Here is a 23,661-nt window from a genome sequence, read left to right as displayed (position 1 = left end):
TCAGGCCGTGCGGGTGTCCGGGAGGCGGACCAGCCAGGGCAGGTCTCCCCGGTCGCTGGCGCCGAGCCGGGTGTAGGCGCTGTACAGGTGGTTGCCGACGGTGCGGATCGACAGGGTGAGCTGTTCGGCGATCTGGCGGTTGCTGAGTCCGGCGGCGGCGAGGGTGACGATCTGCCGCTGGCGGGCGGTGAGTTCGCCCAGGACCAGGCCGGACAGGGCCGGGGTGCGGGCGCCCTGGCAGCGGGCGGCCAGCGCGACGGCACGCGTGCGTGCGGTGCGGGACGCGCGCGGGTCGCGGTGCGCCGGGACGGCCTGCGCGTACGCCTCGGCGGCGAACAACAGGTACCCGTGCTCCTCCAGTTCGGCGGCCACCCGGTCCAGGGCGGGCCCGTCAGCGCGCACCAGGGCATCCGCGTGGCGGGCGAACGGGCTGTCGTGGGGCATCTGGTCGGCGACCTTCTCGGGCGCGCCGAGCCGTACGGCGTCGTACCGGGCGAGGGGGTCCTCGTCGCCGTGGTAGATCAGCTCCAGGGCCTCGCCGGTGTCCCCGCCGACGACCGCGAGCCAGACGGCGGCCCCGGCCGGAACGGGACCGTCCGCGACGGCCTCGCCCGCGCCCGTCGCGTCCCCCGACTGTGCGGCGGCCAGGGCGACTTCGGCGCGGCAGGACGGGTCCCCCGGCGTGTCGCGCAGCCCCTCCCGCGCCCAGGCCGCCGCTTCCCGCAGCTCCCCGCGCAGCCGTGCGGCACGCGCGCGCAGGGCCGCGTGCGCCGCCGGAACGCGCGTGCCCTCCTCGACGAGCCACTCCGCCACCGGGCTCGCCAGGGGACGCAGGTCCCCCCGGTCCAGGCGCCGTCGCAGGGCGGCGGATTCCGCGTCCAGTGCCCGGCCGTACCGTTCCGGAGTACGGGCCAGCCTGCGGGCCCGCAGGCGTCCGGCGGCCGCCCGCAGCGCGGGCCCGTACAGGGGGTGGGCGAGGCTGACGGTGCCCCGGTCGTCGAGGTGGATCAGCCCTGCGGCCTCCAGGTGTTCCAGGGTCCGCAGGTCGAAGTCGTCGGCGGGCGGCGCCACGGTCTCGGCGAAGGCGAGGCGGTCCAGGGTCTCGCGCTCGGCCGGTTCGGTGCGCTCCAGCACGCGCGCGCAGTGCGCCCGCACGGTCGACGTCAGCGGCAGCGGGCCCCGCCAGCTCCAGGTACCGGTGTCGGGATGCCGCTCCAGCGCGCCGTGTTCACGGGCCGCGTCCAGCAGGTCGCGCAGCAGCCGCAGATCGCCCCGGCACAGGCGGTGCAGCCGGTTCAGGGTGAGCGGCTCGGGGGTGCCGGCGACGCCCGCCGCGAGGACCTGCTCGACGTCCTCGCGGCCGAGCGGCTCCAGGGCGAGGCGGGGCAGCAGCTCGCCGGTCCACAGGCGGGCGACGGCACCGGGCAACGGGGCGTCGTCCTCGGCGACGACGAGCAGCCGGGTGCGGCCGTGCACGGCGAGTTGGTGCACGAGGGCGGCGGAGGCGTCGTCGAGGAGGTGGGCGTCGTCGACGACCAGCAGCCGGACGGCGGACAGGAGTTGGACGGCCCGGTGCAGCGAGGGTGTCTCGGGCAGCAGGTGGGCGAACGCGGCGAAGGGCAGGTGCCGGGTCTCGGGCGTGCCGGCCACCCGGGCCCGGTCGGTGCCCCGCACGGCCTCGGTGACCAGCCGGGATTTCCCGCAACCGGCCGGTCCGGTCACCAGGATGCCGTGCGCGCCCGCGGTCAGGGACCGTCGGACCAGCTCCAGTTCGTCCTCGCGGGCGGTGAACGGCCAGGGCAGCTCAAGGGTCTTCGCGTCGCGTTCGAAAGTCGTCACGGGAGTATGAGCACGCGTACTCACCCCTGATACAGGGTGACTTGAGTAGGCCTCGACTCAAGCGCCTGTGCCTCCGCTCGGTGCAGGCTGTGCGCATGACCGGACGCTACTGCTCTCTCGCGCAGCAGTCGGTCCCCGCGTTCGCGCCGGGGCTGACCGCTGAACGACACAGTGCGCTCATCGGCGGAAGCCGGATGTGGGTCAACGGCACCGTGCTGCACTACTACTTCTTCGACGGCGAAGGCGACGGTTCGGTCATCCCGGTACCGGGAACCGGCTCGGTCCGCCGGGTGTCGTGGGTGGGGGCGAAGGAGCAGCGGGACGCGGTGCGGGACGGTTTCCGGGAGTGGGGGGACCTCGGCGTCGGCGTGACCTTCGTCGAGGTGGGGGACCGCTCGGAGGCCGAACTGCGCATCGGGTTCCAGCACGGTGACGGGTCCTGGTCGGCGGTCGGCAAGGACGCCCTCCAGGCGGGTGTGCACGAGCGCACCATGAATCTCGGGTGGGACCTGACCGCGCCGGGGGAGCGCGGGACGGTCCTGCACGAGATCGGGCACGCGCTCGGCATGCTGCACGAGCACCAGAGTCCGTTCGCCGGCATCCACTGGGACGACGAGGCCGTCTACGCCGAACTGGCGGGTCCGCCGAACTACTGGGGCCGGCAACGGACGTTCCACAACATCCTGCGCAAGCTGGACCCGGACGAGGCCAACGGCTCTGTCTGGGACTCCCAGTCGATCATGGAGTATCCGTTCCCGGCGGGGCTGATCCTGGAGCCGGAGCAGTTGCGGGCGGGGCTCAGTCCGCCGGGGGCGCTGTCTCCGTCCGACAAGGAGTTCGCCCTGCGCTGGTATCCGTCGGCCGCTGCGGGGCGGCTGCCGGCTCTGGTGCCGTTCCGGTCGGTGCCGCTCGGCCTCGGCCCGGGCGAGCAGGCGGACTTCGTGGTCGAGCCGCCGGAGACCCGCGAGTACACGGTGGGCACCTTCGGGGCGAGCGACGCGGTGCTGGTGGTCTTCGAGGAGCGGGACGGGGAAGCCCGTTACCTGGTGGGGCAGGACGACGGGGGCACCGAGCACAACGTCATGATCCGGGCCCGGTTCGTGAAGGGCCGCCGCTACTACGTCCGTATACGTCTGTACTCCGCGTGGGGTCCTGGGGAGACAGCGGTCATGTGCTGGTGACGGCACGCACCGCACCACGCGGTCGGCTGGACCAACAGTCCGCCGCCGGGGGAAGGGAAGAGGCCGAGAGACATTGCCTTCGGGGGAGGGAAATGTCTCTCGGTCTCACTTTCCGTTCACGTACGGCCGGTGCCTGACACGTACGGCTTCGCCCGGCACGTGCCGTCAGGACGCGGCGCGTTGGACCGTCTGTGGGGTGTCCGGGTGGGTGAGGCCGAGGTGGTCGCGGAGGGTGGTGCCCTCGTACTCCGTGCGGAACACGCCCTGTTCCTGGAGGAGCGGGACGACGGTGTCGGCGAAGGTGTCGAGGCCGGTCGGGGTGATGTGCGGGACGAGGATGAAGCCGTCGCTCGCGTCGGACTGGACATATGCGTTGATGGTGCGGGCGACGGTGGCCGGGGAGCCGACGAAGTTCTGCCGGTTGCCGGTCTCGATGACGAGGTCGCGGATCGACCAGTTGTTCGCGGCGGCCCGCTCCCGCCACTCGCGGGCGGTCGCCAACGGGTCCCGGTACATGCGTACTTGGGCCCGGCCGCGGGCAATGTGGTGCTCCCCGAGGTCCGGGTCGATGTCGGGCAGCGGGCCCTCCGGGTCGTAGCCGGACAGGTCACGGTTCCAGACGAACTCCAGATGCTTGAGGGCAGTGGCACCGCTGACCTGCTGCCTGCGCACCTCCCGGGCGAGTTCCTCGGCCTCGGCGTCGGTGTCACCGAGCACGAAGCTGGCGGCCGGCAGGATCAGCAACTGGTCAGGTGTGCGGCCGTACGCGGCGAGCCGGCGCTTCACGTCCGTGTAGAAGGCCTGGCCGGTGTCGAGGTCGGCGTACCGGCTGAAGATGGCGTCGGCACCGGACGCGGCGAACTCGCGGCCCTCGTCGGAGTCACCGGCCTGGAAGATCACCGGGCGGCCCTGCGGTGAGCGCGGGACGTTGAACTGCCCGTGGATGTCGAAGTGCTGGCCGCTGTGGACGAACGATCCGGCCTTGGCGTCCCGCAGGAAGGCGCCGGTGGCCTGGTCGGCGAGGATCTCGTCGCCGTGCCAGGAGTCGAGGAGTTCGGTGGTGGTCGCGAGGAACTCCTTGGCGCGGGAGTAGCGGTGTTCCTGCGGGAGGAAGCCGCCGCGCCGGAAGTTCTCGCCGGTGAAGGCGTCCCAGGAGGTGACGACGTTCCAGGCGGAGCGGCCGTCGGAGAGGTGGTCGAGGCTGGCGAACTGGCGGGCCACCTCGTAGGGCTCGTTGAAGGTGGAGTTGATGGTGCCGGTGAGGCCGAGGCGTTCGGTGACGGCGGCCAGAGCGGCCAGCACGGTGAAGGTGTCGGGGCGTCCGACCACGTCCAGGTCGTAGATCTCGCCGCCCTGTTCGCGCAGCCGCAGGCCTTCGGCGAGGAACAGGAAGTCGAACTTGGCGCGTTCGGCGGTCCGCGCGAAGTGCGCGAACGACGAGAACTCGATGTGGCTGCCGGCCTTCGGGTCGCTCCATACGGTGGTGTTGTTGACGCCCGGGAAGTGTGCGGCCAGATGGATCTGCTTCAGCGGCTTGCTCATGTCGGTGCGGTCCTTCCGGCTCAGGCGGCGGCGTAGCGGTTGGCGGGGCGGGCGAGGCCGAGGAGTCCGCGCAGGGTGTCGGCCTCGTAGGCGGTCCGGAAGGCGCCCCGGCGCTGGAGTTCGGGGACCAGGGTGCGGGTGATGGCGGGCAGGTCGTGCCCGGCGACGGCGGGCCGCAGCCTGAAGCCGCTCAGCCCTGCCTCCGCGAACTCCTGGAGCAGGTCGGCGAGTTGGACGGCCGTTCCGGCGAAGGCGCGGGCGTCGCTCCGGTACGGCTCCCCCGCCAGGGTGTCGAGGCGGGCGCGGCGGTCCTCGGCGGCGGCCTGGTCGTCGTCGAGGAACACGACCAAATCGCCGAAGAGGTGGAGGGGTTCGGCGGCGCGTCCGGCCTGTTCCTGTGCGGCGCGGACCTCGGCGACGATCGCGCGGGCCTGGTCGGTGTCGTGCGGGGTGACATAGCCGACGTCGGCCTGGCGGCCCAGCAGCCGGTAGGGGGCGCTCCGGTGGGCGAGGGCGGTGACGAGGGGCTGGCCCTGCGGCGGGCGCGGGGTGATGGAGGGGCCCTTGACGCTGAAGTGGCGGCCCTCGAAGTCGATGTAGTGCAGTTTCTTCCGGTCGATGAAGCGGCCGGTGGCGACGTCCCTGATCTCCGCGTCGTCCTCCCAGCTGTCCCAGAGACGGCGCACGACCTCGATGTAGTCGGCGGCTTCCTCGAAGAGGTCGGCCACGGCCGCCGTGTCGTCGTTCTCGGACGCCGGTAGGGTGCGTCGGCCGAAGTGGGCGGCCTCGTGCGGGCGGGCGGTGATCTGGACGCGCAGCCCGGCCCGGCCGCCGCTGACGTAGTCGAGGGTGGCGATCGCCTTGGAGAGGTGGAACGGCTCGGTGTGGGTGGCGACCACGGTCGGCACCAGGCCGATGTGCCGGGTGAGGGGCGCGACGCGGGACGCGACGAGGACGGCGTCGAGTCGGCCGCGGACCTGGTCGGTGCGGTCGTCGGGGGTGCCGTCCTGCGAGGACTGGAGGCCGAGGCCGTCCTCGATGGTGACGAAGTCGAGCAGGCCGCGCTCGGCCTCGGCGACGAGGTCGGCCCAGTACCCGGCGGTGAACAGGTCCCGGGGCCGGGCCGCCGGGTCGCGCCAGGAGGCGGGGTGCCAGCCGGTGCCGTCGAGGGCGACGGCCAGATGCAGCGGGGCGGAGGGGGTCGAGGACACGAGGGTGCCTTCCGTGAGGTCCGTACGAGGACACCGGCCCGGTCGGTGGACACGCGGGGCGGCGGGGCAAGCGCGGGGGGAGGCTCAGGAGCTACAGAGTGCGGCGGCGACGCGCTGGAGGTCGATGTGCGGCCGGGAGGTGAGACGGACGCGGCGACGCGGGTTCAGGACCCGGGCGCACCGGACACGCTCCATGGTCCCCGCCTCCGTCCGCTCGGCCGCCGTCCCTGTGCTCACCGTGCTCAACCACGGTGCTCCGCGGTTTCTTCCAGGAGCGCGGGCCCGATTCCGGTGGCCGCCCCGACGTACCGGAGCTGGGAGAAGACGGTCCGGGTGCGCAGGGTGAAGCCGATGGACTCGTAGAGCCGGATCGCCTGGGTGTTCGTGGCCGCCGCGTGCAGGAAGGGCTGTTCGCCGCGGGCCCGGATACCGGCGGCGACGGCGCGGACCAGGCGGGTGGCGAGGCCCTGCCCGCGGTGGGCGGGGTCGGTGCAGACGGCGCTGATCTCGGTCCAGCCGGGCGGGTGCAGCCGTTCCCCGGCCAGCGCGACGAGGCGGCCGTGGTGGCGGATGCCGAGGTAGGTGCCCATCTCGACGGTGCGGGGCAGGTAGGGGCCGGGTTCGGTGCGGGCGACGAGGTCGAGGATCTCGGGCACGTCGGCGGGGCCGAGCCGCACGGCGCCCGGGTCGGCCGCCGCCCGCAGCGAGGTGTCGACGAGCTGGACGCCGTTGCCGCTGCGCACGATCTCCCAGCCGGGCGGGGCGCTGCTCACCCCGCGCAGGGCGGCGGTGCCGCCGGGGCCGACGAGGGCGGCCAGGTCGGCCCAGGCCCCGGGGTCGTCCTGGTCGGCGAGGGCGTGGAACCCGGCCACGTCGACGGGGTAGCGGACGGCCCGCCCGACCCGTTCGGCGAGGTGGGCGTGGGGACCGGTGAGCGCGGCCCAGGCGGGATTGTCGAGGACGTGGGTGACGGGGGCTTCCCCGGTGGTGAGGGAGGTTTCGGCTTCGCGGGAGGTGGTCATCGGGTGCGGTCTCCGGGGCGGGGCACGGCGGGCCGCCGGGGCGCGCGCGGCCGAGTGGTGGCGGCACGGTCCCCGGCGGCCCGGACCGGATGGCGGGTCGGGAGAGGGCGAACGGCGTTGCGGGCAGCCGGAGTTGGGTCCGGACTGTCGCCAGGTCGCCTGCGGTGGGTGAGGCCGAACGGCGGGACGGTCAACCGGCGTTGGGTGCGGACCGTCGGCAACTCTCCGGCGTCGGCTCAGGAGTTGTCGAGCGGGAGGCCGGGCGGGTTGATCTGGGACGTGGCGAGGCCCTCGTTGGAGAGGTTCCAGGCCTTGAGCCACGTGGCGTACTGGCCGTGCTGGATCAGGTAGTTGAGGGCGGCGGCGATCGGCTTGGCGAGGCCGCTGTCCTTCTTGGCGGTGGCCGCGATCAGGCCCTGGAGGGTCTCCCCCGCGCCCGAGAAGGTGCCCGCGGTGCGGGTGGCCTGGGGCGTGTTCGCGGTCTGCGTGACGTGGTAGGCGATGCCGGGGTTGGGCCCGAAGTAGGCGTCGATCTTGCCGCTGTCGAGGGCGATGTAGGTGGAGTTGCGGTCCGGGTAGTACTTGATGGTGAGCTTCTTGCCTTGGGCGGCGAGCTTCTTCTTCCACTCCAGGAGCAGCTTCTCCTGGTTGGTGCCGGAGCCGACGGAGACGGTGTGACCGGCGAGGTTGTGGTAGTCGCCGTCGAAGTTCCAGGTGCTGGACTTCGTCACCTCCCAGCCGAGGTTGTCCTTGCGGTAGGAGGCGAACTCGTACTTCTTCTTGCGGTCCTCGGTGACGGTGATGTTGGAGAAGCCGACGTCGACCTTGCCGCTGTCGATACCGACGAAGAGGTTCTCCCAGGTGGAGCTCTGGATGACGGGCTTGAGGCCGAGGACGGCGGCGACCAGCCGGGCCAGGTCGGGTTCGTCGCCGGTGAGGGTCTTCTGGTCGGTGCCCACATAGGCGAGCGGGGCGGTCCCGGCGGGCAGGGCGCCCACGCCGATCTCCAACGTGCCCTTCTTCGCGACCGACGTGGGGAGTTCGGCGCTGATGGACTTCACCTCGGCAACCTTCAGCGCGGTCTGGTGGGCGGCGCCGTTGGAGAGCTGTCCGATGGTGACCGTGCCGGAGGCGGCGCGGTCGGCGGAGGTCGCCGCTTCGCTGTCGCCGCCGCAGCCTGCGAGTCCGGCGGCGAGGGCGGTGGCGACGGTGGTCGCGGTGAGGTGGCGAACGAGGCTGCTGCGAAGGCTGGGGCTGGGCATGGCTGTCCTCGGGTCTTGGTTCGGGGTAAGGGAGTTGGGGGGTGGGCGGTTCAGAGGACCTTGCTGAGGAAGTCCCTGGTCCGCTCGTGCCGGGGGCGGTCGAGGACCTCGGAGGGCGGGCCCTGTTCGACGATCCGGCCGCCGTCGATGAAGACGACCTGGTCGGCGACCTCGCGGGCGAAGCCGATCTCGTGGGTGACGATGACGAGGGTGGTGCCGGTGGCCGCCAAGTCCCTGATGACGGCGAGGACTTCACCGACCAGCTCGGGGTCGAGGGCGGAGGTCGGCTCGTCGAAGAGGATGACGCCGGGGCGCAGGGCGAGGGCGCGGGCGATGGCGACGCGCTGCTGCTGGCCGCCGGAGAGCTGCCTCGGGTAGGCGTCGGCGCGGTCCGCGAGGCCGACCCGGCCCAGGAGTTCGCGGGCCAGCTCCAGCGCCCGGGCCCTGGGGAGGCTGCCGGTGGCGACCGGGGCGGCGGCGACGTTGTCGAGGGCGGTCAGGTGCGGGAAGAGGTTGAAGTTCTGGAACACGAAGCCGATCCGGGCGCGTTGGGTGAGGATGGCCCGTTCGCTCAGCTCCTTGAGCCGCTCGCCCTGGCGTCGGACGCCGATCAACTCGCCATTGACGCTGACGTATCCGATCTCCGGCTTCTCCAGGTGGTTGATGACGCGCAGCAGCGTGGACTTGCCGGACCCGGACGGGCCGAGGACGACGGTGACCTCGCCGGGCCGCACGGTCAGGTCGACGCCCTCCAACACCCGTTGGGCGCCGTACCACTTGTGCACGCCGTGCACCTCGACGGCGGCCGGTGTCACGACCGGGGGCAGGGTGCTCATACGGCGGCCTCCCGGCGGGCACGTTCCCTCAAGTCCCTTATGGAGGAACGGAGTTTCTGCAACGGCGTCGGCGGCAGGGTGCGGGTGGCGCCCCGCGCGTAGTGGCGCTCGACGTAGAACTGGGCGACGGAGACCAGGCTGGTCAGGATCAGGTACCAGACGGTGACCACCAGGAGCAGCGGCACGATGTCGCCGGGGTAGGTGGAGCCCATCGTCTGGGCGGCGCCGAACAGGTCGAGCAGCGACACGTAGAAGACCAGCGAGGTGGCCTTGACCAGGCCGATCAGCTGGTTGACGTAGTTCGGGGTGATCGAGCGCAGGGCCTGCGGCAGGACGATCCGCCGGAACTGGTAGCCCTTGGGCAGCCCCAGCGCGGAGGCCGCCTCGTGCTGGCCCTGGTCGACGGAGAGGATGCCGCCTCGCACCACTTCGGCGGCGTAGGCGGCCTCGTTGAGGCTGAGGCCGATGACGGCGACGGCCATGTCGGTGGCGAGCCGCGACTCGTCGAAGGAGAAGAAGGCGGGCCCGAAGGGGACGCCGATGCTCAACGTCCGGTACAGGGCACTGAAGTTGTAGAGGAAGATGAGGACGACGATGAGCGGGATGGAGCGCAGCGCCCATATGTAGGTCCAGCTGACGGCGCGCAGCACCGGGCTCTTCGAGAGCCGGGCCAGGGCCAGCAGGATGCCGCCGAGTAGTCCGAACACCGCGCTGAGAGCGGTGACTTCGAGGGTGACGAGGAGCCCGTCGAGGAGGGTGGGCCGCAGGAACCAGTAGCCGAAGCGGTCCCACTGGTAGAACGGGTTGGTCGCCAGGCCGTGCGTGAACTGGGCCACCAGGACCAGCACGAGGGCGGTGGCGATCCAGCGCCCGGGCCGTCGCAGCGGGACAACGCGCTGTGCGATGAGGGTGTGTGACGGGGTGTCGGCGGGCGGTGCCTCGGCGAGGGACACGGCGGCGCCTGGGGGTTCACTCATGGCGGGCTCCGGCTGAGTCGGATACCCCGGGTCGCGGCAGGGCGCGGTGGCGCACGGGTGCGCGGGACCGGGGGCGGGGAGGAGAACGGGACCCCGCGAGGGCGGGGTGCGTCAGCGGTGCGCGGTCCGGCTGCGGTCAGCCCTGACAGCGGGCGCGGCCCGGCCGCGTACACAGGGCGCTGTTCACGCGGAGCAGGTCGACGGCGCGGTCGGCGACGAGGGGTGCGGCGGACGGGCGTACGCAGCCCGGGGAGCGGCCCGCGGCCGTCCGGGGAGCTGCGTACATGGCGACCCCTCCACCTCGTGCGTGATCCGGCCCCGACGGGGCCTCGCGCTTACCGAAACGTCATCCGGTCCGGTCGTCACCTGGGGCACCCCACCGCGTGCGAGGGTTGCCGGTCAGCAAGCCAGGGCTTGTCGCTGACGCTCTTGACCGTTCTGGTGCGTAAGTAAAGACAGCGCCCCGAGCGGATGTCAACGGTGGTCCAGCAGATGGACCTTCGGCCGGGAGCGGCTGCTACGAACGGCCGGTATGGGCGGCCCAGTCGAGGATCTGGACGGCGGCTCCGGCGGACTCCAGGCCCCGGCAGCGGGCCCGGTGGCGGCGTTCGACGCCGGCCAGGTCGAGGTGGGTGCCGAAGGCGGGGTGGGCGGTGAGGCGGCGGGCGTAGGACCACAGGGCGGGGTGGTCGGCGATGCGGTGGACGGCGGCGGCGTCGAGGTGCTGGCGGTGCACGGTGTCGAGGTGGACCAGGGTCGTCCACACCTCGATGTCGGCGGCGGTGAGGTGGTCCCGGATCAGATACGCGCGGCCGTCCAGCCAGCGGTCGAGGGCGCCGAGGGTGTCCAGCAGGGTGGCGAGGGCGGCGTCCCGGTCGGCCTGCTCGACGCCGGTGGCACCGGCTCGCTGCGCCGCCTCGTCCACGCCCTGCCTGCACATCCGTTCGAGGGCTTCGATCTCCGACTCCGCGCCGCACGGGTAGGGGGCGGGCCCGTCGGTGCCGAACCGGGAGAGGTCGCGCATGATGTCGGGGACGTGGGTGCTGACGATCCGCCCGGACCAGCCGTCGCTGAGGACCGGGCCGAGGGCGGGCCCGGGGTAGCGGTGGGCGCTGGCCTCGTAGAGCGGGCGCAGCGCGGAGTGGCCGCGTTCGAGGCAGTCGGGGACGGCGGGCAGGAAGGTGGCCGGACAGGCGGTGTCCAGGCCGAGCAGGCTGTGCATGACGGCGATGCGCAGGCCGTCGGGACAGGCGGTCGACAGATGCAGCCGGTACCTGCCGGGCACGGCGTAGTGACCACTGCGCGCGTCCCGGCCGATCCGGCCCCGGAAGGCGGGCGCGGCCGTGCCGGACACGTGCGGGCTCAGCGGTGTGACGGTCATGGATCTCCCCGGGGGCGGGCGCGGACGTACGCGCGGCGGAAGCGACGTCGGACTACGGAGGCCGGGGCCGGTCGCGCCTGCGGCATCGGGGGCGCGGGGGTGGGCCGGGGCTCAGACCAGGGGGTCGATCGCGCTGCACACGCGCAGCAGATCGATGTGGCGGCGCGAGGTGAGCAGCGGCGACGGTCGCGGTGTGCGGATCACACCACCGTCGGCCGGCTCAAGGCACCCCATGATTCCCTACCTGTTCACTAGGATTCTCCGAGTGTCGGTCCGGGGCGCGAACGGCGTCAAGGGGGCGTCCACGGGTCGGCCACGGCACCCCGCGCCGGGGCCCGAACTCCCTTGCCGGGCCCGCGCCGTAGGCTTTCGGCCGTGGCTGAGAACGAACCGACGACCGCGTACCCTCTGCGGCTCCCCGACATGCCGTTGCACGATCCGTTCGTCGTCGCGGACGAGGAGACCCGCACCTACCACCTCTACACGTCCAACGAGCCGTCCGTGTCCGGCGTGGACGGGGTCGGCACGATGGTCTACCGCAGCCGTGACCTGCGGGACTGGGCGCCGCCCGTGGTGGTGTTCCTGGCCTCGGCGCAGGACGGGATGTGGGCGACGGAGGGCGGCTGGGCCCCCGAGGTGCACCGCTGGCGGGGCCGCTACCACCTGTTCACGACCCTGCACGACGAGGCCCGACGGCTGCCGGTGCCGCCGTCGGACCGCTGGGGCACCCCGTTCCAGGTGCCGAACCACGCGCGCGGCACGATCACCGCGGTCTCCGACTCGCTGCTCGGCCCCTTCACCGCCGTCACCCCCGAACGTCCCACCCCGCCCCGGCAGTTGATGACCCTGGACGGCACCCTGTACGTCGATCCGGCGGGCCTGCCCTGGATGGTGTACGCGCACGAGTGGCTCCAGACCATCGACGGCACGATGGAGGCGGTGCGTCTCGACCCGGACGACCTGTCGCGCGCGGTCGGCGATCCCGTGTACCTCTTCAAGGGCTCGGACGCGACCTGGCTCGGCGAGCAGATCCCGGCCGGTGTCCCCCACCAGCTCCCGCCGTACATCACCGACGGACCCCAGCTGTACCGCTCCCCCGACGGCCATCTCGTCCTGCTCTGGTCGACCTACGAGAAGGACACCGCGGGCCCCGACGGTTCCCTCGGCGGCGGCTATGTCCAGACCTACGCGGTCTCCGACTCCGGTGCGCTGCACGGCCCGTGGAGCCAGCGGCGCCCGTTGCTGCGGGAGGACAGCGGCCACGGCATGCTGTTTTCCACCTTCGAGGGCGAGTTGATGCTCATCGTCCACCGCCCCTTCGAGAACGCCCGCGGGAAGCTGTACGCGGTGGAGTTCGCGGGCGACGAACTGCGCCTGGTGGCACGGCGGGAGGACCTCGACGGGGGCGGGTGACGGGGGCGCCCGCGACGGCCCCGCTCAGTGGGATTCGCGGCTCACCTGCGAGCCGCTGGAGCCGATGAGGAAGTCCAGATCGGCGCCGGTGTCGGCCTGCGTGACATGGTCGACGTAGAGGCGTTCCCAGCCGCGCCGGGGACGCGCGAAACCCGCGACGGTCGCCACGTCAGGCTCCCTGCGGGCGAGTTCCTCGGACGGAACGTCGACGTCGAGGCGGCGGGCCGGGACGTCCAGGTCGATGACGTCCCCGGTCCGCACCCGCGCGAGCGGGCCGCCCGCCGCCGCCTCCGGTGCCACGTGCAGAACGACGGTGCCGTAGGCCGTGCCGCTCATCCGGCCGTCGCAGACCCGGACCATGTCCCGCACGCCCCGCGCCAGGAGCTTCTTCGGCAACGGCATGTTCGCCACCTCCGGCATCCCCGGGTACCCCTTGGGGCCGCAGCCGCGCAGGACGAGCACGGAGTCGGCGTCGACGTCGAGGTCCGGGTCGTCGACGCGGGCGTGGAAGTCCTCGACGCTGTCGAAGACCAGCGCCCGCCCCCGGTGCCGCAGCAGACGCGCGGAGGCCGCCGCCGGTTTGATGAGCGCCCCGGCGGGAGCCAGGTTGCCCCGCAGCACCGCGATACCGCCCTCGGCGACGAGCGGCTCGCCGCGCGGACGGATCACCTCGGAATCCCACACGGCGGCGTCCTCAAGGGAGTCGACGAGCGGGGCGCCGGTGACGGTCAGCGCGTCGGGGTCGAGCAGGTCGCGCACCTCGCGCAACACGGCGCGCAGGCCTCCGGCCCGGTGCAGGTCGTCCATGAGGAAACGGCCGGCCGGCTGGAGGTCCACCAGGACCGGCACCCGGGAGCCGATCCGGTCGAAGTCGTCGAGCGTGAGGTCGACGCCGAGGCGCCCGGCGATCGCGAGGAGGTGCACGACCACGTTGGTCGATCCGCCGACGGCGGCCAGCGCCACGATCGCGTTGTGGAAGGAACCCCTCGTCAGAAAGGTGCCCGGACGCCGGTCGGCGGCCACCATCTCCACCGCGAGCCGCCCCGTGCCGTGCGCGGCCTCAAGGAGGCGGCTGTCCGGGGCCGGGGTACCGGCGACACCGGGCACCACCGTGCCCAGGGCCTCGGCCACCAGAGCCATCGTGGAGGCGGTGCCCATGGTGTTGCAGTGGCCCCGGCTGCGGATCATCGACGACTCCGAGCGGGTGAACTCCGCCGCCGTGAGCGTCCCGGCCCGCACCTCCTCCGACAGGCGCCACACATCGGTCCCGCAGCCCAGCGGGCGGCCCCGGAAGGTGCCGGTCAGCATCGGGCCGCCCGGCACCACGACCGCGGGCAGATCCACCGAGGCGGCGGCCATCAGCAGCGCCGGGATCGTCTTGTCGCAGCCGCCCAACAGGACGACGCCGTCGAGGGGGTTGGCCCGCAGCATCTCCTCGGTGGCCATCGCCGCCATGTTCCGCCACAGCATCGCCGTGGGCCGCACCTGGGTCTCCCCCAGCGACACCACCGGCAGGTCCAGCGGCACCCCGCCCGCCTCGTACACGCCGTCGCGGACCGACGCGGCCACCTCGTTCAGGTGCGCGTTGCACGGGGTCAGGTCGGAGGCGGTGTTGGCGATGGCGATCTGCGGGCGGCCGGTGAAGGCGCTGCCCGGCACCCCGCGCCGCATCCAGGCCCGGTGGATGTAGGCGTTGCGGTCCTGCCCGTCGTACCACTGCGCACTGCGGAGTCTCATCGTCGAGCGCCTTCCAATAATCGACACGATGGTCTAATTTTTGGAACGCCATGGAGCATACGCAGCCGCCCGACGGATCGACAGACCTCGGCGGGAAGAGCCGAACAGGGGCCGACAGCGGCCGACTTGTGGGCTCCGACCGGGTGCTCGCCGTGCTCAAGGAGCTGGCCCGCTATCCCGACGGGGCGGGCCTTGAGGAGCTGACCCGGGTGATCGGCAGTCCGAAGCCGACGGTGCACCGGGCGCTGGGCGCGCTGCGCCGGGCCAGGCTCGCCGACCGGGACGAGCACGGCCGGTATGTGCTCGGCGACGAGTTCCTGCGGATGGCGTTCGCCCATCACGAGGCGCGTCCCGAGCACGTCCGGCTCCATCCGATCCTGGAGACGCTGGCGGTGCGGTTCGGCGAGACCGCGCACTACGCGGTCCTGGACGGCCGCGAGATCGTCTACCGCGCCAAGGTCGACCCGCCGACCGGCGCTTTCCGGCTGTCCTCGACGGTCGGCGGCCGCAACCCCGCCCACGCCACCGGCGTCGGAAAACTGCTGCTGGCCTACGCGTTGGGGTCGGTCGAGGAGGTCCGGGAGTGGATCGGCGCCACCGAGCTGGAACGGCGCACCGCGCGCACCCGGTGCGACGCCGCCGCCCTCTACGCCGACCTGCGCGCCGCCCGCGCCCGGGGGTACGCGTTCGACGACCAGGAGAACGAGACCGGCGTCAACTGCCTTGCCCTGCCGGTGTACGCGACCTCGCCGACGGTCCCCTCGGGGGCCGTGAGCGTCAGCGCGCTGGCCTGCCGGACGTCCCTGTCCGCCCTCACCGACGCACTCGACGAGATCCGTACCCTGCTCGGCCCGCTGGGCGAGCCACACCGCTGACGACCCACCGTCCCCACCAAGGGAGTTTGACCTCGTGTTCCTCATGCGCATCGGTGCCCCCGGCGCCGAGAAGCCCGTCGCCCGCATCGACGACGAGACGTACGTCGACCTCTCCGACATCGTCACGGACTTCGACGAGGAGTTCTTCGGCACCGGCGGCGTCGACCGGGTGCGCCCCGTCGTGGCCGACCGGGTGCGCGCGAGCGAGGTGTCCCGCTTCGCCGGGGAGCGGATCGGCGCTCCCCTCGCGCGCCCGCACCAGATCCTGTGCGTCGGCCTCAACTACCGTGACCACGCGGCGGAGAGCGGGATGCCGGTGCCCGACGAGCCGATCCTGTTCACCAAGTCGCCCAACACCCTCGTCGGCCCGAACGACGACGTCCGCATTCCGCGCGGTTCCACCAAGCCGGACTGGGAGGTGGAGCTGGGCATCGTGATCGGGCGGCGCACCAGCTATCTGGACTCGGCCGCCGAGGCCCGGGAGGCGATCGCCGGGTTCCTCGTCGTCAACGATGTCAGCGAGCGGGCCTTCCAGTTGGAGCGCGGCGGACAGTGGGCCAAGGGCAAGTCGGCCGAGACGTTCAACCCGGCGGGCCCCTGGCTGGTGACCACCGACGAGATCGACGACGTGCTCGCCCTGGACATGTGGCTGGATGTCAACGGGGTGCGGCGGCAGACCGGCAACACCCGGACGATGATCTTCGACCCGTACTTCATCGTGCACTACCTGAGCCAGTTCCTGGTCCTGGAGCCCGGCGACCTGATCAACACCGGTACCCCGCCGGGCGTCGGCATGGGCCTGACCCCGCCCGTGTGGCTGCGCCCCGGTGACGTGATGGAACTCGGCATCGAGAGGCTCGGCGTCCAGCGCCAGCGCGTCGTCGGCCCTCGGTGAGCGGCCGCCTGATGCGGGCGTTCGTCCTGGCGGCTCCCGGGCGGTGCGCGGTGCGGGAGGTTCCGGCGCCGGTGGCCGCGCCGGGCGAGGCCGTGATCGACGTGGAGCGGGTCGGCGTGTGCGGCACCGACGTGGAGTTCTTCACCGGGGCGATGGCGTATCTGCATCAGGGGCACTCCGGTTACCCGATGCGGCTCGGGCACGAGTGGGCCGGTCGGGTGGCCGAGGTCGGCGCCGGGGTCGATCCGGCGTGGGTGGGGCTGCGGGTGATGGGCGACACCATGCTCGGGTGCGGCGCGTGCCGACGGTGCGGCCGGGGGCGCGGGCATGTGTGCGAACGGCGCCAGGAGGTCGGGGTACGGGGCGGCCGTGCGGGTGCGCTGGCCGAGCAACTCGCCGTGCCTGTCTCGTCGTTGCACGTCCTGCCGGACTCGGTGGACTGGATGCTGGGGGCGCTGGTGGAGCCGGGCGGCAACGCCCTGCGGGCGGCGCGGGCGGCCGAGGCAGGGCCGGGTGACCGGGTGCTGGTGCTCGGTCCGGGGACCATCGGGCTGCTGGTCGCGATGTTCCTGCGGGCGGCCGGCGCGGAGGTGCATCTCCTGGACCGCGCCGACCACTCCCCCGCGTTCGCACGGGAGTTGGGCTTCACCCGGGTGTGGACGCGGGAGACGGTAGGGGCGTTGCCGTTCGACGCGGTCGTCGACGCCTCCAACGCCGTTCATCTCCCCGCGCTGGCCCTGGAGTTGGTGGAGCCGGGCGGGCGGGTCGTGTACGTGGGGCTGGCCGGTGAGCCCAGTCGCATCGACACCCGGGCGCTCGCGCTGAAGGACGTGACGGCGGTGGGTGTCCTGTCCGCCTCCCCCGGCCTCGCCGACACGATCCGCGCGTACGCCGATGGCTTTGTCGACCCCCGACCTCTGGTCGCCGCGACCGTCGGCCTCCAGGAGACGGGAGCGGTCCTCGCCGGACAGCGCCCGGCGGGTGCGGGCCCGGGCCCGAAGATCCACGTCGATCCACGACTGGGCTGAGGGAACGGTTCAGGTCCGGAAGCCGACGTGGACGTGGTCGTGGTGGGTGGCGTCGCTGAAGAACTGGTTCGGGGTGGTGCCGCCGGACAGGTGGATCGGGCCGCCGACGTTGTAGGACCCGGCGGCCGCGGCGGCGCGCATGAAGCCCTCGATCAGGGTGCGTGGGGTGTCCGGGTCCACCACCGGGTGCCCGTCGATGCGCCAGACGTCGAAGGCGCGGCCCTGGGGGTGGTCGCTCGGGCGGGTGGTGCCGAAGACGTCCAGGGGATGCCCGGAGCGGATCACGCTGATGTCGACGCGGTAGGTGCGGGCCAGGCCCAGCATGGTGTCCAGGACCGTGGCGTGGACCCGGCCGCTGCGCACGTCCGCCTCGGCGGCCGGGGGCAGGGTGAGCCGGGAGGCGGCCAGCACCTCCCGCACGTCCTTGGCCTCCGGTTTCCGTGCCGGGCCCGGGTCCGCCGGGTGCAGCGCGGTGACCGTCCACACGGAACCCGACGTCCGCCGCAGCCGCACGTCGACGGTGGTGCCGCCGGCCGTCACCGTCGAGCCGCGCCGGGTCCACTGCCGGCAGACCACCAGGACGCTCGCGGTGTCGGTGAGGAGGCCGCCGTACTGGGCGTCCACCACCTGGACAACGGCCTCGTCGGCGGCCGGCAGCAGCGCCCCGGCCTGGTCGGCGAGCGCGGCCGGGAGGTGCAGCGCGGTGACGCGGGTGCGGGCCGCCGCCTTGCCTGACCCGCCGGACCGCCAGGCGCCGAGGGCCTCGACGAGCTGGACGGCGCGGAGCTTCGCCTTCGGTTCGTTCTCGGCGGAGGTGGGGCGCCAGGGGGTGGTGCGGGGAAGGGCGGCGGTGGCGGAGGGGGTGGGGGTGGCGGCAGGGGTGCTCTTCGCCGGGTCGGCTGGGGTGGTGCCGGTGGTGGCCCCTGTCGTGGTGCCTGTCGTCGTGCCTGTCGTCGTGTCGGAGCAGCCTGCCGTGGCGGTCAGGGCTGCGGTGGCGCCGAGCAGGAGGGCGCGGCGGGCGACGGGATGGGGCGGGGGCGCGTTCAGGGGGCGCATAGGGCGGCTCCGTCGGGGTCAACAGAATGTTCTGTCAAAGATATTGACGGTTTCCTTCCCCGATGCGATCGTTTCGGCACTCACCCATCAGACGTCTGATGTCCGACCGCCGGATCTGCTTCCGGTGGTCCCGGTCTCCGGCATGCGGTCTCTGACGGGTTCGATCCGCTGTTCCTCTCCTGCGACGGGGGCTTGTGCCATGTCTCTCTCCGACGACCTCGCGGAGCAGCTGCTCACCGAGATCATCGACGGCCGCCATCCCCCGGACTCCGCGCTGCCCGCCGAGGGCGAGCTGTCCGAGCGGGCCGGGGTGAGCCGGCTGACCGTACGGGAGGCGGTGAAGCGGCTGCGCGCGCAGAACGTCGTGCGCGTCGTGCGGGGTCGCGGGACGTACGTCAACCCGCCGGACCGCTGGACCGCGTTGGAGCCGGTCGTGCGGGCCGCCTCCCGGGGCGCGGGCGGGGCGCTGGCCAGTCGGCTCGTGGAGGCACGGCGGTTGATCGAGAACGGTGCCGCCGAACTCGCGGCGACCCGGCGCACCGATGACGATCTCGCCGAGCTGCGGCGGCAGTTGGGGCTGATGCGGGAGGCGGCGCGGGTCGGGGACACCGAGCAGTTCGTACAGGCCGACATCGACTTCCACGACGTGGTGATGCGGGCCAGCGGCAACCTGTTCGTGCCGCTGCTCTTCGAGCCGTTCGGGGCGCTGCTGGTCGAGGCGCGGCGGGAGACCTCGGCGGTCCCGGAGATCCGCACCAACGCCCTCGCCCACCACGAGGCCGTGCTCGCCGCGCTGGAGACGGGCAGCCCGGCCAACGCCCGGGCGGCGATGGACGCCCACATGAACCAGACCGCCGACGACCTGCACACGCATGTGATCAAACCGGCGGGATGAGAGGGCGACGGGCTGCGGGGGCCGCGAGTCGAGGGGGACGGGTCGTGGAGGGGCGGGTCGCGGGGGCACAGGGCGAGGGGGTGACAGATCGAGGGGGGACGGGTTGCAGAGGCGGCGGGTTCCGGTTCGGCAGCCTGCCGAACCTGTCCCCCTCCGGCAGTCCACACCGGCGACGCCCCGCTGACCCCGCGCACTCCTACGACCGTCCCGCTGATCCCGTCCACCACGGACACCGTCCTTCCGCACTCCCCCGCCCCCTCCCCCAACTCCCTTCCCCACTCATGGAGTTCGCATCCCCATGTCCACGCCCTTGTCCGTACCCGTGTCCCTTCCACCCGCGTGGGTGGTGCCCTCCTACGCCGTCGCGGCCGAGTTGGCGACGGCTCCCCGGCTGGTCGTGCTCGACGACGACCCCACCGGCACCCAGACCGTCGCCGACCTGCCCGTGCTCACCTCCTGGTCCGTGGCGGACCTGCGGTGGGCGTTGCGGCAGCCGACGCCGGCGTTCTTCGTGCTGACCAACACCCGCAGCCTCTCCCCCGAGGCCGCCGCCGACCGGGACCGGGAGGTGATCCGGGCGCTGCACGAGGCGGCCGGGGCCGAGGGCGTGGCGTTCGTGCCGGCCAGCCGGAGCGACTCGACGTTACGTGGGCACTTCCCGCTCGAAACCGACGTGCTGGCACAGGAGTTGGCGGCGCTGGGGACCGGCGCTCCGGACGGGGTGCTGCTGGTGCCGGCGTACATCGAGGCGGGCCGGGTGACCATCGACTCCCGGCACTGGATACGGACCCCGGAGGGGCTGCTGCCGGTCGGCGAGAGCGAGTTCGCCCGGGACACGACGTTCGGCTACCGCAGTTCGTCCCTGCCGGAGTGGGTCGAGGAGAAGACCGGCGGCCGGGTGCCCGCCGCCGAGGTGCTCCGGATCACCCTGGACGACCTGCGCGGCGGCGGTCCCACCCGGGTGACGGCGCTGCTGGCCTCGCTGCGTGACGGCCGGGTCGCGGTGGCCGACGCGGAATGCGACGACGATCTGCGGGTGCTGGCGCTGGCCGCCGCGCGGGCCGAACGGGCGGGGACGCGGCTGCTGTACCGGGTGGGCCCGTCGTTCGTGCGGGCGCGGGCCGGGCAGCAGAGCAGGCCTCCGCTGACATCGGGCGAACTGCGCTCGTCCCGGGCCGAGTTGGCCGAGTCGGCTGGGGGTGTCGCGCCGCACGGTCTGATCGTCGTCGGCTCGCATGTCTCCGTCACCACCCGGCAGCTCGACCGGCTGCGGGAGGCCGGCGGCATCTCCGAGTTCGAACTGTCCGTGCCGCTCCTCCTCGACCCCGACCTCAGCGGCGCCCACCTCACCGACGTGATCGACGCGGCCGTGCGGGCGTTGGACTCGGCGGACGTGGTGCTGCGAACGTCCCGGGTCCTGGTCACCGGGGAGGACGCGCAGGACAGCCTGGCGATCTCCCGGCGGGTGTCGGCGGCGCTGGCGGAGGCGGTGCGCCGGATCACCGGTGCGCGACGGCCCGCGTTCGTCGTCGCGAAGGGCGGCATCACGTCCAGCGACACCGCCACCCACGGCCTGGGCATCGGCCGCGCCTGGGCCCGTGGCACCCTGCTGCCCGGCATCGTCTCCCTGTGGGAACCGGTCGACGGCCCCGCCGCGGGCATCCCGTACGTCGTCTTCGCGGGCAACGTCGGCGACGACGACGCGCTCACGGACGTGACCGCCCTGCTGCGGGCGTCCTGAACTCCCGCACCCGGTACGCCAGTCCACGGTCTCCCTCCCCCGACGGGGCCAACTCCCCTGTCGGCGGCCGGAGATCCCCTCGCCGCGCCCCAGAACTCCCCCAACTCCCCCAACTCCCCGGAGGACAAAGATGTCTGCCCGTACCGCGGTTCTCGGTCTCGGCGCGATGGGCCTGCCCATGGCCCGCCGACTGGCCTCCCATCTCCCCGTCACCGTCTACGACATCGCCCCCGGCCGTCAGGTCGAGGGCGCCGACACCGCCGTCTCCCCCGCCGAGGCGGCCGTGGACGCCGACGTGGTCCTGGTCGCCGTCCGGGACCAGGTCCAGGTGGAGGGCGCCCTGTTCGGCCCCGCCGGTGCCGTCGAGACCCTGCGGCCCGGGGCGGTCGTGGTGCTCACCAGCACCGTCGGACCCGACGCGGCGCGTGCCACCGCCGAACGGCTCGCGCGGCACGGGGTGTTGACGGTGGACGCGCCGGTCAGCGGGGGCCCGGTGCGGGCGGGTGAGGGGGATCTGCTGATCGTGGTGGGCGCCGAGGAGGGCGCGTTGGCGGCCGCGCGGCCCGTCCTCGACCTGCTCGCCTCCACCCTCACCGTCGTCGGAGAGCGCCCCGGTGACGGTCAATCCCTCAAGGCCATCAACCAGTTGCTCGCCGGTGTCCACATCGCGGCGGCGGCCGAGGCGGTCGCGCTGGCCCGGGGTCTCGGCCTCGACCCGGCCACGGTCGTGGACGTCCTGGGGCGCGGCGCGGCCGGGTCGTTCGTGCTCGCGGACCGGGGTCCGCGCATGGTGCGGACGTACGCGGAGGAGACGGCGCCGGAGGTCAGGTCGCGGCTGGACATCTTCGTCAAGGACATGGGCATCGTCACCGGGATCGCCCGGGACGCGCATGTGCCGGTGCCGCTCGCGGCGGCGGCCGAGCAGCTGTATCTGCTGGGCGAGCGGGCCGGGTTGGGCGACCGGGACGACTCCTCGGTGGTGATGGTGCTGTCCCCGAAGGAGGACGCGCCCGGGGACGGCGGGCGGTGAGCCCCACCGGGCTGCTGCTCGTCGCCGCGGCCGGGGTGGCGGTTCTGCTGCTGCTCATCATCGCGGGGAAGGTGCAGCCGTTCGTCGCGCTGGTCGTCGTCAGCATCGCGGTGGCGCTGGCGGCCGGGGTGCCGGCCGGGGACCTGGTGACGACGGTCGAGGACGGCATGGGCGCCACCCTCGGCCATATCGCGACCATCATCGCCCTGGGCGCGATGATCGGCCGGATCATCGAACTCTCCGGCGGCGCCCATGAGTTCGCGCACTCCCTGATCGCCCGCTTCGGCTCACAGCGCACCCCGTTCGCGCTGACCGTCGCCGGGTTCGTGCTGGGCATCCCGGTCTTCTTCGAGGTCGGCCTGATCATCCTGATGCCGATCGCCCACGGCGTGGCCCGCGCCGCCCGCAGGCCTCTGCTGGTCTACGCCCTGCCGATGGGGGCGGCGATGCTCACCGTGCACGCCTTCCTGCCCCCGCACCCGGGAGCGGTCGCCGCCACCGAGGCGATCGGCGCGAGCCAGGGCCTGGTGCTGCTCCTCGGCATCCCGGTGACCGCGACCGTGGTCGTCCTCGGCCACCTGGTGTCCCGCCGGCTCACCCGCCACGCGTACCCGACGGACCCGACGGACCCGACGGACCCGACGGTACGAACGGAGGCGTACGGCACGGGGAACGGCGCCGACCCGGCCGACGGGACAGTGCAAGTAGCCGTCGGCGAACGGGAGATGGCAGCCACGTTCGGCGCAGCAGCGGAGGCATCCGCATCCGGTGGAACGACGGGACAGCCGCCCGGGGCCGAACAGGGCGCCGCCTCCGCACCGACCCACGCCTCCACCGTCACCCGAACCACCCCTCAGCCCTCTCAACTCCCCCAGCCGCCACCGTCGTTCGCGCTGGTCCTGACGCTCATCGTCACCCCCGTCCTGCTCATCCTTCTCGGGACCGTCGCGGAGCACACCCTGCCCGACGGGTCCACGCTCCGTGCGGTGCTCACCGTGGTCGGGGCGCCGATGGTCGCGCTGCTGATCGATGTCGCCCTGTGCGGTGGGCTGTTGGGGGCGCGGCGGGGGTGGGACCGGGCGCGGATCGCGGAGGTGATGGGGTCGGCGCTGCCGCCGGTGGCGATGGTGATCCTGGTCGCCGGGGCGGGCGGGGTGTTCGGGAAGGTGCTGGTGGCGAGCGGCATCGGGGACGCGGTCGCGGACCTGCTGGAACGGACCGGGCTGCCCGTGCTGTTCCTCGCCTTCCTGACCTCGCTGGCCCTGCGCGCGGCCCAGGGTTCCGCGACCGTCGCCCTGATCACCACGGCCGGCCTGCTCACCCCGCTGCTCCACCGGGCCGACCTGTCCACGGCCCAACTCTCCCTGGTCGCACTGGCGATGGGCGCGGGGGCGAGTGCCCTGTCGCATGTGAACGACGCCGGGTTCTGGATGTTCACCCGGCTCGCCGGTCTCGACGTGGCGTCGGGGCTGCGCACCTGGACGGTGCTGACGACGGTGATGGGCGTGTCCGGTTTCGCGCTGACGGTGGCACTGTGGCCGTGGGTGTGAGCCACCCCGCCCCGCCGACCGCGCCCTCGGATCGGCCGTCTCCCTGACCGGCCTCACCTGCTCGCCCCCGCCCGCCCGCCTCCGGCACTCGCACATACGGTCGATCGATCCCCCGTTCGTGAGTTCCGCGCACCCGCTCCTCCGTCTCGCCGTCACGCTGTCCCCACGGGTTCGGGAGAGGTGAGGGGCG

General features: G+C 73.1%; 22 protein-coding genes and 1 riboswitch. Of the genes, 9 read left to right on the top strand and 13 right to left on the bottom strand.

The annotated features are described in order from the left end of the window. On the bottom strand, positions 1-1,839 hold the full coding sequence (locus ACIQOU_RS27885; protein WP_401540449.1) for a LuxR C-terminal-related transcriptional regulator: 1,839 nt from the start codon (positions 1,837-1,839) through the stop codon (positions 1-3). 95 nt (positions 1,840-1,934) lie between these two features. Here ACIQOU_RS27885 and ACIQOU_RS27880 point away from each other — a divergent pair, with 95 nt between their 5' ends. Further along, complete coding sequence (locus ACIQOU_RS27880) at positions 1,935-3,020, top strand: M12 family metallopeptidase (protein ID WP_401540447.1); 1,086 nt, start codon at positions 1,935-1,937, stop codon at positions 3,018-3,020. Between the two features lie 165 nt (positions 3,021-3,185). Here the strand turns inward: ACIQOU_RS27880 and ACIQOU_RS27875 are convergent, their stop codons facing one another. The 10 genes from ACIQOU_RS27875 to ACIQOU_RS27830 form a co-directional block, all read right to left on the bottom strand. Next, on the bottom strand, positions 3,186-4,562 hold the full coding sequence (locus tag ACIQOU_RS27875; protein ID WP_401540445.1) for an NtaA/DmoA family FMN-dependent monooxygenase: 1,377 nt from the start codon (positions 4,560-4,562) through the stop codon (positions 3,186-3,188). A gap of 20 nt (positions 4,563-4,582) precedes the next feature. Then, the gene (locus ACIQOU_RS27870; protein WP_401540442.1) at positions 4,583-5,773 is read right to left on the bottom strand and encodes an LLM class flavin-dependent oxidoreductase; all 1,191 of its coding nucleotides are present in this window, start codon (positions 5,771-5,773) and stop codon (positions 4,583-4,585) included. Between the two features lie 84 nt (positions 5,774-5,857). Continuing rightward, entirely contained in the window at positions 5,858-6,010 is a 153-nt protein-coding gene (locus ACIQOU_RS27865; RefSeq protein WP_401540439.1) for a putative leader peptide, read from the bottom strand. Positions 6,011-6,015: 5 nt separating this feature from the next. Beyond that, entirely contained in the window at positions 6,016-6,795 is a 780-nt protein-coding gene (locus ACIQOU_RS27860) for a GNAT family N-acetyltransferase (protein ID WP_401540437.1), read from the bottom strand. 236 nt (positions 6,796-7,031) lie between these two features. After that, on the bottom strand, positions 7,032-8,057 hold the full coding sequence (locus tag ACIQOU_RS27855) for a transporter substrate-binding domain-containing protein (RefSeq protein WP_401540434.1): 1,026 nt from the start codon (positions 8,055-8,057) through the stop codon (positions 7,032-7,034). Between the two features lie 50 nt (positions 8,058-8,107). Further along, complete coding sequence (locus tag ACIQOU_RS27850; protein ID WP_401540431.1) at positions 8,108-8,893, bottom strand: amino acid ABC transporter ATP-binding protein; 786 nt, start codon at positions 8,891-8,893, stop codon at positions 8,108-8,110. Then, a complete protein-coding gene (locus tag ACIQOU_RS27845) occupies positions 8,890-9,870 on the bottom strand; it encodes an amino acid ABC transporter permease (RefSeq protein ID WP_401540429.1) in 981 nt (326 codons plus the stop codon). Before ACIQOU_RS27845 ends, ACIQOU_RS27850 begins: the two co-directional genes overlap by 4 nt. A 136-nt stretch (positions 9,871-10,006) precedes the next feature. Then, on the bottom strand, positions 10,007-10,156 hold the full coding sequence (locus tag ACIQOU_RS27840; RefSeq protein ID WP_401540426.1) for a hypothetical protein: 150 nt from the start codon (positions 10,154-10,156) through the stop codon (positions 10,007-10,009). Between the two features lie 40 nt (positions 10,157-10,196). Beyond that, a riboswitch (SAM riboswitch) is annotated at positions 10,197-10,305 on the bottom strand. An 82-nt stretch (positions 10,306-10,387) separates the two neighbouring features. Then, positions 10,388-11,251, bottom strand: a complete 864-nt coding sequence (locus ACIQOU_RS27835) for a glutathione S-transferase C-terminal domain-containing protein (protein ID WP_401540423.1) — start codon at positions 11,249-11,251, stop codon at positions 10,388-10,390. A gap of 111 nt (positions 11,252-11,362) precedes the next feature. Next, on the bottom strand, positions 11,363-11,455 hold the full coding sequence (locus ACIQOU_RS27830) for a putative leader peptide (protein WP_401540420.1): 93 nt from the start codon (positions 11,453-11,455) through the stop codon (positions 11,363-11,365). Between the two features lie 219 nt (positions 11,456-11,674). On the opposite strand from ACIQOU_RS27830, the gene ACIQOU_RS27825 reads away from it, so the two are divergent. Next, a complete protein-coding gene (locus ACIQOU_RS27825; RefSeq protein ID WP_401540553.1) occupies positions 11,675-12,664 on the top strand; it encodes a glycoside hydrolase family 43 protein in 990 nt (329 codons plus the stop codon). 24 nt (positions 12,665-12,688) lie between these two features. Here the strand turns inward: ACIQOU_RS27825 and ACIQOU_RS27820 are convergent, their stop codons facing one another. Beyond that, positions 12,689-14,401, bottom strand: coding sequence for a dihydroxy-acid dehydratase (locus tag ACIQOU_RS27820; RefSeq protein ID WP_401540418.1), 1,713 nt, complete (start codon positions 14,399-14,401; stop codon positions 12,689-12,691). Positions 14,402-14,451: 50 nt separating this feature from the next. Between ACIQOU_RS27820 and ACIQOU_RS27815 the strand changes: the two genes are divergently transcribed. Genes ACIQOU_RS27815 through ACIQOU_RS27805 form a run of 3 tightly spaced genes read left to right on the top strand, consistent with a single transcriptional unit; the run spans position 14,452 to position 17,199 of the window. Then, positions 14,452-15,276, top strand: coding sequence for an IclR family transcriptional regulator (locus ACIQOU_RS27815; protein ID WP_401540415.1), 825 nt, complete (start codon positions 14,452-14,454; stop codon positions 15,274-15,276). Positions 15,277-15,310: 34 nt separating this feature from the next. After that, entirely contained in the window at positions 15,311-16,171 is an 861-nt protein-coding gene (locus ACIQOU_RS27810; protein WP_401540412.1) for a fumarylacetoacetate hydrolase family protein, read from the top strand. 11 nt (positions 16,172-16,182) lie between these two features. Continuing rightward, the gene (locus tag ACIQOU_RS27805) at positions 16,183-17,199 is read left to right on the top strand and encodes a zinc-binding dehydrogenase (protein ID WP_401540551.1); all 1,017 of its coding nucleotides are present in this window, start codon (positions 16,183-16,185) and stop codon (positions 17,197-17,199) included. 9 nt (positions 17,200-17,208) lie between these two features. Here ACIQOU_RS27805 and ACIQOU_RS27800 read toward each other — a convergent pair whose 3' ends face one another. Beyond that, on the bottom strand, positions 17,209-18,255 hold the full coding sequence (locus ACIQOU_RS27800; protein ID WP_401540409.1) for a hypothetical protein: 1,047 nt from the start codon (positions 18,253-18,255) through the stop codon (positions 17,209-17,211). 199 nt (positions 18,256-18,454) lie between these two features. Here ACIQOU_RS27800 and ACIQOU_RS27795 point away from each other — a divergent pair, with 199 nt between their 5' ends. The 4 genes from ACIQOU_RS27795 to ACIQOU_RS27780 all read left to right on the top strand — a co-directional run bounded on the left by ACIQOU_RS27795 (position 18,455) and on the right by ACIQOU_RS27780 (position 23,471). Next, positions 18,455-19,150, top strand: a complete 696-nt coding sequence (locus tag ACIQOU_RS27795) for a FadR/GntR family transcriptional regulator (RefSeq protein ID WP_401540407.1) — start codon at positions 18,455-18,457, stop codon at positions 19,148-19,150. Positions 19,151-19,448: 298 nt separating this feature from the next. Beyond that, entirely contained in the window at positions 19,449-20,891 is a 1,443-nt protein-coding gene (locus ACIQOU_RS27790) for a four-carbon acid sugar kinase family protein (RefSeq protein WP_401540404.1), read from the top strand. 130 nt (positions 20,892-21,021) lie between these two features. Further along, the gene (locus ACIQOU_RS27785) at positions 21,022-21,921 is read left to right on the top strand and encodes an NAD(P)-dependent oxidoreductase (protein ID WP_401540402.1); all 900 of its coding nucleotides are present in this window, start codon (positions 21,022-21,024) and stop codon (positions 21,919-21,921) included. Then, positions 21,918-23,471, top strand: a complete 1,554-nt coding sequence (locus ACIQOU_RS27780) for an SLC13 family permease (protein WP_401540399.1) — start codon at positions 21,918-21,920, stop codon at positions 23,469-23,471. Before ACIQOU_RS27785 ends, ACIQOU_RS27780 begins: the two co-directional genes overlap by 4 nt. The last annotated feature ends 190 nt before the right edge of the window (positions 23,472-23,661 follow it).

Source organism: Streptomyces sp. NPDC091279, assembly GCF_044757465.1.
In the GTDB taxonomy this organism is placed as follows: domain Bacteria; phylum Actinomycetota; class Actinomycetes; order Streptomycetales; family Streptomycetaceae; genus Streptomyces.
The sequence above is the reverse complement of the archived record's forward strand: the minus strand, read 5'-3'. Positions and strand labels throughout refer to the sequence as shown.